11 protein-coding genes and 1 pseudogene are annotated in these 10,164 nt (G+C 68.3%); 8 read left to right on the forward strand and 4 right to left on the reverse strand.

Annotation, left to right across the window (positions count from 1 at the left end; genetic code table 11):
- Positions 1 to 223: 223 nt before the first annotated feature.
- Together htpG and QH195_RS33455 are read right to left on the reverse strand one after the other, a co-directional pair.
- Positions 224 to 2,182, reverse strand: coding sequence for a molecular chaperone HtpG (gene htpG, locus QH195_RS33450; protein WP_280438345.1), 1,959 nt, complete (start codon positions 2,180 to 2,182; stop codon positions 224 to 226).
- Positions 2,183 to 2,197: 15 nt separating this feature from the next.
- Positions 2,198 to 3,874 (reverse strand): TM0106 family RecB-like putative nuclease, encoded by a 1,677-nt coding sequence (locus QH195_RS33455; RefSeq protein ID WP_280420616.1) that lies wholly within the window; start codon positions 3,872 to 3,874, stop codon positions 2,198 to 2,200.
- 507 nt (positions 3,875 to 4,381) lie between these two features.
- Here QH195_RS33455 and QH195_RS33460 point away from each other — a divergent pair.
- Complete coding sequence (locus QH195_RS33460) at positions 4,382 to 5,026, forward strand: DUF6474 family protein (RefSeq protein WP_280438346.1); 645 nt, start codon at positions 4,382 to 4,384, stop codon at positions 5,024 to 5,026.
- 97 nt (positions 5,027 to 5,123) lie between these two features.
- On the opposite strand, the gene QH195_RS33465 is transcribed toward QH195_RS33460, so the two are convergent.
- Positions 5,124 to 5,363, reverse strand: coding sequence for a hypothetical protein (locus QH195_RS33465; RefSeq protein WP_280438347.1), 240 nt, complete (start codon positions 5,361 to 5,363; stop codon positions 5,124 to 5,126).
- Between QH195_RS33465 and QH195_RS33470 the strand changes: the two genes are divergently transcribed.
- The 6 genes from QH195_RS33470 to rraA all read left to right on the forward strand — a co-directional run bounded on the left by QH195_RS33470 (position 5,353) and on the right by rraA (position 9,050).
- Complete coding sequence (locus QH195_RS33470; protein WP_280438348.1) at positions 5,353 to 6,000, forward strand: hypothetical protein; 648 nt, start codon at positions 5,353 to 5,355, stop codon at positions 5,998 to 6,000. The two genes, QH195_RS33465 and QH195_RS33470, sit on opposite strands and share 11 nt — an antisense overlap.
- Positions 5,961 to 6,617, forward strand: coding sequence for a YcnI family protein (locus tag QH195_RS33475; protein WP_280438349.1), 657 nt, complete (start codon positions 5,961 to 5,963; stop codon positions 6,615 to 6,617). Before QH195_RS33470 ends, QH195_RS33475 begins: the two co-directional genes overlap by 40 nt.
- Positions 6,614 to 7,156 carry a copper resistance CopC family protein gene (locus QH195_RS33480; RefSeq protein WP_280438350.1) on the forward strand — a complete coding sequence of 181 codons (543 nt, stop codon included), beginning with the start codon at positions 6,614 to 6,616 and terminating at the stop codon, positions 7,154 to 7,156. The genes QH195_RS33475 and QH195_RS33480 overlap by 4 nt, the downstream gene beginning before the upstream one ends.
- Positions 7,153 to 8,079, forward strand: a complete 927-nt coding sequence (locus QH195_RS33485; RefSeq protein ID WP_280438351.1) for a CopD family protein — start codon at positions 7,153 to 7,155, stop codon at positions 8,077 to 8,079. Before QH195_RS33480 ends, QH195_RS33485 begins: the two co-directional genes overlap by 4 nt.
- A gap of 9 nt (positions 8,080 to 8,088) precedes the next feature.
- Complete coding sequence (locus tag QH195_RS33490; protein WP_280438352.1) at positions 8,089 to 8,472, forward strand: DUF5313 family protein; 384 nt, start codon at positions 8,089 to 8,091, stop codon at positions 8,470 to 8,472.
- Between the two features lie 89 nt (positions 8,473 to 8,561).
- Entirely contained in the window at positions 8,562 to 9,050 is a 489-nt protein-coding gene (gene rraA / locus QH195_RS33495; protein ID WP_280420590.1) for a ribonuclease E activity regulator RraA, read from the forward strand.
- 18 nt (positions 9,051 to 9,068) lie between these two features.
- On the opposite strand, the gene QH195_RS33500 is transcribed toward rraA, so the two are convergent.
- Positions 9,069 to 9,290 carry an RNA-binding S4 domain-containing protein gene (locus QH195_RS33500; protein ID WP_280420589.1) on the reverse strand — a complete coding sequence of 74 codons (222 nt, stop codon included), beginning with the start codon at positions 9,288 to 9,290 and terminating at the stop codon, positions 9,069 to 9,071.
- A gap of 236 nt (positions 9,291 to 9,526) precedes the next feature.
- On the opposite strand from QH195_RS33500, the pseudogene lysS reads away from it, so the two are divergent.
- Positions 9,527 to 10,164: pseudogene (lysS, locus tag QH195_RS33505) on the forward strand (bifunctional lysylphosphatidylglycerol synthetase/lysine--tRNA ligase LysX); the annotation flags it as partial.

The raw sequence follows: 10,164 nt of genomic DNA on the forward strand, positions 1-10,164 counted from the left end.
TGTTCCCTGAGCCACGCTTGCTTGTATGAACCACGACACGACCACCGCGGAGAGCGCCGAACCCGCTGTGCTGGTGGTCATCCGGGATCACCGGCTCCGCGAGGAAGCCCGCCGGGTCGCCGCGGCGGCGGGGGGGGGGGGGGGGGGGGGCCGCCCCCCCCGGGCGCGGCCCCCGGGGGGGGGGGGGGGGGGCCGGGGGGGGGGGCCGGCGCCCCCGGCCCGGTCAGAGCGTACGCGTCAACCGATCGGCGAGGATCTGCGCGAATTTGGCCGGGTCCTTCAGTTCCCCGCCCTCCGCCAGCACAGCCGTGCCGTACAGCAGTTCGGCTGTCTCGATGAGTTCCGGGACCTTGCCCTCGTCGGCATCCTGTTTGCGGCTGTCGTAGGCGTCCCGCAAACCCGTCACCAGCGGATGGGTCGGGTTGAGTTCCAGAATCCGCTTGAACTGCGGCAGTTCCTGGCCCGATGCCCGGTACATCCGTTCCAGCATGGGGGTCATATCGAAGACATCGCCGACCAGGCAGACCGGCGAGGAGGTCAGCCGCGAGCTGAGCCGGACCTCTTTGACGCTGTCCTCCAGGGTTTTACCCAGCCAGGTCAGCACCTCGGCGAAATCCTTGTCCTGCTGTTCGCGCAGGGCCTCGGATTCCTTCTTCTCCTCTTCGGTTTCGAGATCGACCTCGCCCTTGGCGATCGACTTCAGTGGTTTGCCGTCGAACTCCGTAACCGATCCCACCCACATCTCGTCGACGGGGTCGGTGAGAATCAGGACCTCACGGTCCTTGGCGCGGAAGGCTTCCAGGTGCGGGGATTTCTCCACCTGCTCCCGTGATTCGCCGGTCATGTAGTAGATCGCGTCCTGCCCCTCGGGCATCCGCTCCACGTACTGCGCCAGAGTGGTGGGCTCGGAATCGGAGTGGGTGGAGGCGAAGGACGACACCTCGAGGATGGTGGCCTGGTTGTCGAAATCGGAGAGCAGGCCCTCCTTGAGGACCCGGCCGAACTCTTGCCAGAAGGTGCGGTACTTGGCCTGATCCTCGGCGCCCTGCAGCTCCTTGACTGTGCTCAGCACCTTCTTGACCAGGCGCTTGCGGATCATCTGGATCTGCCGGTCCTGCTGCAGGATTTCGCGGGACACATTCAGCGACAGATCCTGCGCGTCCACCACACCCTTGACGAAACGCAGGTACTCCGGCATCAGCTCTTCGCAGTTGTCCATGATGAACACGCGCTTCACATAGAGCTGTACACCGCGTTTGTGCTCGCGGGTGAACAGGTCGAACGGCGCCTGGGAGGGCAGGAACAGCAACGCCTGATATTCGAAGGTGCCCTCGGCCTTGAGCGGGATGATCTCCAGCGGCTCGTCCCAGGCGTGGCTGACATGCTTGTAGAACTCGTGGTACTCCTCCTCGGAAACCTCGCCCTTGGGCCGCGTCCAGAGGGCCTTCATCGAGTTGAGCGTCTGCTCCTCGACGACGGTTTTCTCCTGCTTCTCCTCGCCTTCGCCCTCGGTGACGGTCCGCTCGACCTGCATCCGGATCGGCCAGGCGATGAAATCGGAGTACTTCTTGACGATCTCGCGGAGCTTGTACTCCTGCGTGTAGTCGAAGAGGTGATCCTCGGTGTCGGCCGGCTTCAGGTGCAGCGTGACCGCGGTGCCCTGCGGCGCCTCGTCGAGGGTTTCGATGGTGTACGAGCCGGTGCCTGCCTCGGACTGCCAGCGGGTAGCGGTCGTCTCACCTGCGCGGCGAGTGGTCAGCTCGACCTTGTCGGCCACCATGAACGTCGAATAGAAGCCGATACCGAACTGGCCGATCAGCTCCTCGGCGGCGGCCTCGGACTTGGCCTCGTTGAGTTTGCGGCGCAGTTCGGCGGTCCCCGACTTCGCCAGGGTCCCGATGAGATCCACCACTTCGGCACGCGACATGCCGATGCCGTTGTCCCGGACCGTGAGGATGCGCTGATCCTTGTCGACCTCCAGCTCGATGTGCAGGTCGTCGGTGTCTACGTGCAGATCCTTGTCCCGGTAGGACTCCAGCCGCAGCTTGTCCAGCGCGTCGGAAGCGTTCGAGATCAGCTCCCGCAGGAACGTGTCTTTGTTGGAGTAGACCGAGTGGATCATCAGCTCGAGCAGCTGATGGGTCTCGGCCTGGAACTCGAGTTGTTCGACGTGCTCTGTCACGCTGTCATATGGTAATCAAGCCTGCGCCGGGCTCGGCCTCAGGTCGGGTGCGGTAGGCGGTGCCTGTGCGAAATCCGCGAGCGCGGGCACCTCGCGTTCGGCACAGTGCTCGGTCGGGGTCCGTGGATTCATCCATTCGCGCAGGACAGCGGTCGCGCGGACATCGTCCTCGTTGTATTCGAGCAGACGGGTGCGCTGGGAGAGATCCGGTGCGGCGTCGTAGCCGACCGCCCGCCGATACCAGCTCATCGACGCCTCACCCCCGGCCTCCGGATCGCGCCAGGCGAATCCGGCGACGGGCGCAATCTTCTTCAGCCCCTTGCCGCTGGGGCAGATGAACTGATCGGTGACGGCCTGGAACATATCCACCCACTGCGCCGAGTCGACGAACTGCGTCACCTGCGCCGCGGTGGGCACCCCCGGCCGGCCGGCGAACCGGCGCGCGGACTCGTAGAGCCATTTGTCCTCGGCCGAACGTGAATAGCAGTAGGCGGCAAACGTTTTACCGGCGGCCACGGCCTGCTCGCGGATACCCATCAACCAGGTCCAGAATTCGGCGAAAGAACGACCCTCGTCCTCGGTCGGCAGCGGATCCCAGGTGACGAACGGCCGGTATTTCCCGTCGAGCAGCGTTCCCCAGAGGTAGGCGCCGTCCTCCTGGTAGCTCTCCAAATCCACATCCACCTCGACATCGGCGCGGCGCACCCATACCCGATCGGACCGGCGTACCAGCGGCGCATCCACCAGCCAGGCCCGCGCGGTGACCACCGCCTCCTCGAACGGCCCGTGCTGCCAGTCCTCCGGTTCGGGCGCGGCCCAGGCGGCCAGTTCGTCGATGGTCCGCACACCGTGCGCACGCAGCACCTCGGCCCGCGACCCAGGCGCCACCACACTCACATCGCGATGCTCGGTGAGCCACGCCTGGCAGCCACCGGCGGCGCCACGCGTCCACCACGGGCACTGGCGACATTCGGGAACCTTCGAGGGAACGGTGGCGACCTCGCCGCGCAGCACCGCGATCCGGTCCGCGTAGCGGTTGTCGTACTCGGTGAGCACAGCGGTCAGATCGTGCACCAGGATCCGGTCGAAGTGGAAGCCGATAACGCCGCCGACCGGGGTCGCGGTCGCCAGGCCGCTGCGTTGCAGCATCCGGTACACGTGGGCCAGGCGCTGCTGGTCGCGGGGTTGCTGGCGCAGTTTGCGGGCCCGGTCGGGTTCGGGCTTCCACTGCAGCAGATCGGAGGTCAGCGGGTGGAATTCGGCCGGATCGGGTCGGCGCGGGTCGGTGACCTTGTGGTTGACCACGATCACCGGGATATAGCCGCCCGCCTCGTCGCGCAGCAGGATCTCCGCACCACCACGGCGGCCGGTATCGGGCTCCTGTGGGAGCAACCCACCCCAGATCCGAGACACCCCCGCCGCGCACGCCCGCAGCGTGGCGTCGGCGCGGGCACGGGCGGGCTGCGCCGGGTCGATGATCACCCAGCTGCCGGGGTCCTCGGCGACCAGGGTGTCGCGCACCCGGTCGCGATGGGCCTGCGCGGCCGCGCGCCGCTGCTGCACTCCGGGGTCTTCCCGCACCTCGGCCAGTTGTTCCGGATAGGTTGCGTCGAGCCCGAGCCGATGCCGGCAGCCGATCAGACCGCGGGCATCGAGGAAAACCGGGCGGCCGCGCCCGGATCCGGCACCCACACCGCCGACGTCGGCGCCCGAGGTGGAGCCGTTCCCGGCACCCACGCGGGCGTCGCCGGCGCCTCTGGCGGCGGCGCTTTCGGCACCTACGCCGGCGCCGGTTTCGGCACCCGCACCGGCGGGGTCTTCGCGGTCGATACTGCCCGGTTGCACGCAAGCAGTATGGTCCCTGCCCCCGACAGTCCGACGAATCGAGCACCTGGAAAGGCCGCCCCACCTCCGCTCCCAACGGGACCGGCCGATGGTTCGGCGCCCGGATCACGGCATCATTCGGTACGTGCCTCCGAACTCCGGCGACGGTTCGCATCACCGCCGTACCTGATTCGGCGCCACGGTGCCGGCCCACCGGAGCAACATCACGACACCACTCTCCGGGAACCTGGGTGGCGTCTCTCGCCGGTTGGGCGGCGAACCCGATAGGGTGTCGGCGAACCGTGTGACACGGGTGGACGATGCGGTTTTCCGTGTCGTATCGCCGCAGCGAACCAGCATGACGGAGGGCCTTCGATGGGGTTGTTCACCAAGCGCAAGCAGCGGCCGAATCGGCGGGCCGAGGCAAAGGCTCTCAAGCACAAGGCCGCCATGGAGGCCAAACTCGGTGCCAAGAACGAGCGCAAACGGCAACGCACCGAGGCCCGCGCCCAGCGTAAGGTCGCCAAAGCGCAGATCGCGACGTTGCAGGCCGAGGAGAAGGCCGCACTGAAGGCTGCCGCGCGCGCCGAACGCGACCCGTTCAGCCCGGGCCAGGTCAAGAAGTACATCGGGGTGGCGCGGGTGCTGGTTCCGGTGCTCGCCCCGCTGGCCTACCGCGGCGCCACGTATGTACGCGGCCGGCTGGACGCCCGGCGCGCGAAGCAACTCGGGGTGGGCGTGAATCAGCTCGGCGACTACGCCGGTCACGGGGGCCGGCTCCAGGCCCGGATCACCAATACCGAAGCCGCCCTGGACAAGATCGCGAACGGCAACGGCGGCAAGGACAAAGACACCCAGCAGTTCCTGACGAGCGCCCGCAGCCGGCTCGACGCGCTCGACTCGGCGGTCCGCACGGCCGATCAGATGCCCGCGGCCCGGCGGCGTTCGGTGCACGCGTCGATCGCCACCGAACTGTCGAAGATCGAGGCGGACGTCCTGGCCCGCCTCGGCGTCGCCTGAACCTGCCATGACATCGACCGGGCGACTCTTCCACGTCGCTGTTCGCCACGGCGCCGACCCGGCCGGGAACGGACCGACTGCGGGCCGGGCAGCCTGATCACCCGGTATGCGATTCGGCCGGGCAACTGCCGGTCGTTATGCCCACCGTTCTCGGAGCGCGTGGCGGTGACCGCCGCCGGATATCGGCGGCCGGTATTTGCGTGATCTCCCATACTGCGCCCTGAACGCCGAGCGCAGCCACCGCGGGGGCGGCGTCGAGGACGAACCGGCCGCCGACGATGATGGATGCCGACCAGCCGTACCCCGCGACCTCCCGAAAGTGCTCGATGTCCAGCAACCCGTACACCGACCCGGCACCGCTGCGGGGCTGTGTGGTGGGCGTGGCGACCGGGGCACTGGCCGTGGCCGCCCACGGCGTGGCGGGTGGCGGGTATCCCACGTCGGCCGGGACCGCTCTGTTGTTGCTGACCGCACTGCTCACCGGGTGGGTCTCCGGATCCGTCGCCACCGGTGCGCGCGTCCGGTTCGCCACAGCAGGACCGCGTATCTTCCTGCCGCTGGCCGCGGGGCAGTTCGTCGGCCACTGGGCACTGACGGGGCTCACCGGTCACCACGCCGAGACAGCCACCGCGTCCGGTGGAACACCGACCGGCGGCTCCCTCTCCGCGGCGATGCTCGGCGCACATCTGCTCGCGGTGTTGCTGTGCACCCTGACGATCACCGTGGCCGAACGCCTGTACCGGGCGGCGTCGGCGGTGTTGCGCGTGCTGCTCACACCCGTACGCCTCCTGCCACCGGCCCTTCGTGTCGGTGTCGCGGCGAATATCGCGGTTCCGCGGAATCACGCTCCGAACGGGGCGTCCGGTCCACGCGCGCCACCGGCACGCGTGTCCACCGACGTTCCCACATCCATCGGAGAGAGAGTTTTCCGCCCATGTCCCACGGGTTTTCCCCGACCCTGCGCCGCGGTCTGACCACCGCCGTAGCCGCGGGTTTCCTGCTGGCGGGTGCCGGTACGGCCGCCGCGCATGTCAGCGTATCGGCGCCGAACGCGACCCCCGGCCGGTCCACTGTCGCGACATTCAACGTGCCCACCGAATCCGATACCGCCGCCACCACCGGGCTGCGGATCACCGTGCCGGAGATCGCGACGGCCCGCACCGAACCGATTCCCGGCTGGACCGCCAAAATCGAACGCGACGACGAAGACCGGGTAGTTGCCGTCAGCTGGACCGCGAACCCCGGCAGCCCCGGTATCCGGCCGGGTGAGTTCCAGCGTTTCGTGGTGTCGCTGGGCCCACTGCCCGAAACCGATTCGATCACCTTCCCGGCCGAGCAGAGCTACAACGACGGCGCCGTGGTGCGCTGGACCGAAACCGGCGACCACGATTCGGCGGAACATCCGGCGCCGGTCCTGACTCTCGGCGCGGGCACCGGCGAGCCGTCCGGTCACGAACACGGCGATCAGGCCGCGGCGGAGTCGGGGGCGGGCACCGATACCACCGCCCGCTGGCTCGGCGGACTGGGCCTGGCCCTGGCGGCGCTGGCCCTGGGCGCCGGTATCGGCGCTGTGGTCAGGGGGCGGCGATGAACCGCCGGACACCCTTGATCGCACTGGTCACCGCGCTGCTGTGGCTGTTACTGGGACCGTTCGCCGGGACGGCCGGCGCGCATTCCACCGTGGTGAGCAGTGATCCGGCCGACGGTGCCACTGTCGATACCGGGCCGGCACGGGTGACGGTCACCTTCAACGAACCGCTGCAACCCAACTTTCCGGCCATGACGGTGGTCGGTCCGGACGGGAATCTGTGGTCCAAGAGCGATCCGGTGGTCGAGGGCCGCGATCTCAGTGTGGCCGTCGGCGAGCTCGGTCCGGCCGGGGTGTACCGGGTCGCCTTCCGGGTCACATCGGCGGACGGACATGTCGTCGACGGCGAACGAACCTTCACGCTGACCACCGCGGGCCAGGGCACACCCGGTCCGGCGGCGAACGCGCAGAGTTCCGGAGACGGGTCCGGCGGCGGTGTCCCGGTGTGGGTGTACATCGCCGGCGCGGTCGTCCTGTTCGGGGCCGGTCTGGCGTTCGCGCTGTTCGGTTCGAACCTGGGCAAGGGTAAGAACGAGCGGTGAGAAGTGGTCTCCCGGGCGGGCTCGACCGCCGGGTCGCGCTCGGGCTCGTTGTTCCGGCGGGCCTGCTCGGGGTCGTGGTGGCCTGGGCACTCGGCGATATCCCGGCCGCCGCCACAATGCGGTTGTGCGCGGATCTCGCCGGGGCAACCGTGCTCGGCCTGGCCGCGCTGCCGCGGCTGAACGACCGGCTCGAGGTCCCGTGGCGAATGCTGGCGGTACTGGCAGGTCTCTGGTGCTGCCTCGAATTCGCGGTGCTGGTATTCGCCGCGGGCGATGTGGTCGGCACCGGCGTGACCGCGCTGAGCCCGGCCGATTTCGGTACCTATCTGGTGCGGATCAGTGGCGGTCAGATCGGATTGGCCATCCTGGCCGGTACGGCGGTTGTCGCGGGCTATTGCGTGCTCGCCTTCCGGCGTCCGGGCCGTTACACACCCGACCTGGTGCTGGTGTTCGCCGCCGTCACCGTGACCCTGCGCCCCATCACGGGGCATATGTCGCAGCAGGTGTTCGGTTCGGTACTGGCCGGGGTGCACGCCTTGGCCGCGGCGATGTGGCTGGGTCTGCTGCTGGCGCTGGCGCTGGTGGTGCGGGGGCGCCGCGATTGGGCCGAGACCCTGCCCCGCTACTCCGCTGTCGCCGTGCCGATGGTGGCGGCGGTGGCCGTTACCGGGGTGATCAACGGATTGGTCCGGATGGGCGGGGTCACCCCGTTCTTCACGACCGGGTACGGCCGGATCATGCTGGCCAAATCCGTACTGCTGGTAGTGCTGCTGGCGCTCGGCTGGTGGTGGCGCCGGAGCTGGGTGGTGGCGGCCGCGGCGCATCGGACGAGCGCCGAAGCGTCGCTGCGGCGCGCGGTGCTGGAGGTCGCGGTGATGGCGGCCGTGTTCGGACTCGCCGCGTCACTGGCTGTCGCCGGATAGCCTGTGAATATGCGTAACCGGTCCGGAACTCCCGGATTCTTCCAGCGGATCGGCTACATCTGTGGCCGGACACTACCGGCGGAGTACTCCGATTGGGTCCTGGACGATCTCACCGGCGCCGGCGCGACACGGCGGTATCTGGTGCGCATGTTGGCGCCGATGATGCTGGTCCTGGCGCTTTTCCTGCTGGTCCCCGGGCCACTGTGGGTCGGCGCGTCGATGATGGCGCTGCTGGTGCTGCCGCTGATCTATTTCACGGTGGCACTCACCTATGTGTTCCGGCGCAATCGGCTGGTCAGGCACGGGCTGGACCCGGCCCTGGCCGATCTCGACGTCCGCCGCCGCGCCGAGGCCGAACGAGCATCCTACGAGCAGCGCCACGGCCGGGCCTGACAGCCGGCGCCGACGGCATCGATCCCGCTCGAGTGACGGCACAGGGGGCCGATGCGGGCTGCCGCGATCCGGACGGCACAATCAGAAATGTGACCGAATCAGAGCAGCAGGTGGCCACCGCGGATCTCGCCGACGAGATCGGCCCGGATATCCGTAGTTGCGATACCCAGTTCATCCAGTTCGGCGGTCGGCCGGTGTTCGCCGGGCGAATCACCACAATTCGCTGTTTCCAGGACAATCTGCTGGTCAAACAGACGCTGAGCGAACCCGGAAACGGCGGGGTACTGGTCGTGGACGGCGGCGCGAGCGTGCACACCGCACTGGTGGGCGATATCATCGCCGGCCGCGGGGTCGACAACGGCTGGGCCGGAGTCGTGGTGAACGGCGCCGTCCGGGACTCGGCGATTCTGCGCACACTCGATATCGGTCTGAAGGCGCTGGGCACGAACCCGCGTAAGAGCACGCAGACCGGCTCGGGCGAGAAGGATGTCCCGGTGGAATTCGGCGGGGTGACCTTCCGCCCCGGCGAAATGCTCTACAGCGACCACGACGGCATCGTGGTCCGCGCCGAGGACTGAGATCGGCCGACGGCGGGACTAGCCGGCACTCACCCTGGCCTGATGGCCGGCGATAGCCACCACATCGCCCACCTGGAGCTGGCGGCCGCGACGCAGTTCGACCTCGTCGTTGACCCGCACCAGCCCGGCCGCGATCACTGTCTTGGCCTCCGATCCCGATTCGATCAGATTGGCCAGTTTCAGGAACTGCCCGAGCCGTATGGTGTCATCGTCGATCGGCACATCGATTGGATCCGGCATGGTCTCATGCTTACTCCCCCGGTCAGCGAGCCTTCCGACCGACCCGCCCGAGAACCCGGAACAAACCGGCATACCCGGCATTTCGCCGGTCTTCGCCCGCCACGCCCGGAACCCGGTTACCCATTTCGGCCAACCGCGCCCGCGCACAGCGCAATACGTGCGGATCTCGGGTGATCCACCACTAACACGCCGGTACACAGCCCGGATTCGGTGCGGGCGGGCGGCAGACTGGAACAGTGATATCCACGCAGGAACCGCCAGACCGCGAAGCACCCGGACGAGACGCAACACCCGGAGGACTCGCCGCGATACCGCGCGTCCTGGCTCTCGTATCGGGTGTTTTCGCGACGGCCTGCCTGCTGTGGAGTGTGGTGCCGGGACTGTCCGGTGCACTGCGGATCCCCCGTGAGCATCTGGACCAGTACTACCTGCACGCGCCCGCGACGAACCTGCTGTGGGCGGCCGCGGCCGGTCTTCTCGCCGTCGGGCTCGCCCGGCGCAAACGGATGGCGTGGTGGGCCGCACTGCTCTATCAGCTGAGCTGGTTTCCGGTGAATCTGCTCGATATCGTGCGCGAGCAGGACCCGAACGCCGTGCTGGGTCTGCTCGTACATTTCGGCGTACTCATGCTGCTGATCGCCGCGCGCACACAGTTCACCGCGCGGATCCGGCCTTGTTCGCTGCGTCCTGCGACGACGACGTTCACCGCAGGCCTGGTGGCAGCCGGCACAGCAGGTGTCTGCGCGGTGCAGCTGTTTCCCGGATCGCTGGCCCCGGGGGCGCCTCGTGCCCTGTTCGTCTTCTCCCAGCTCACCGCCGGATTGGTCGTACGTCCCGCGCAACTCGCCGGTGCCGCACCGTTTCCCACGGCATT

This window comes from Nocardia carnea, assembly GCF_029868855.1.
Classification (GTDB): Bacteria; Actinomycetota; Actinomycetes; order Mycobacteriales; family Mycobacteriaceae; genus Nocardia; species Nocardia carnea_A.

Excerpts from the sequence above, each read along its gene's own strand:
- QH195_RS33460 (WP_280438346.1), top strand. The coding sequence starts at position 4,382 with ATGGGGTTGTTCACCAAGCGCAAGCAGCGGCCGAATCGGCGGGCCGAG.
- QH195_RS33470 (WP_280438348.1), top strand. The coding sequence starts at position 5,353 with ATGTCCAGCAACCCGTACACCGACCCGGCACCGCTGCGGGGCTGTGTG.
- QH195_RS33475 (WP_280438349.1), top strand. The coding sequence starts at position 5,961 with ATGTCCCACGGGTTTTCCCCGACCCTGCGCCGCGGTCTGACCACCGCC.
- QH195_RS33480 (WP_280438350.1), top strand. The coding sequence starts at position 6,614 with ATGAACCGCCGGACACCCTTGATCGCACTGGTCACCGCGCTGCTGTGG.
- QH195_RS33490 (WP_280438352.1), top strand. The coding sequence starts at position 8,089 with ATGCGTAACCGGTCCGGAACTCCCGGATTCTTCCAGCGGATCGGCTAC.
- QH195_RS33500 (WP_280420589.1), bottom strand. The coding sequence starts at position 9,290 with ATGCCGGATCCAATCGATGTGCCGATCGACGATGACACCATACGGCTC.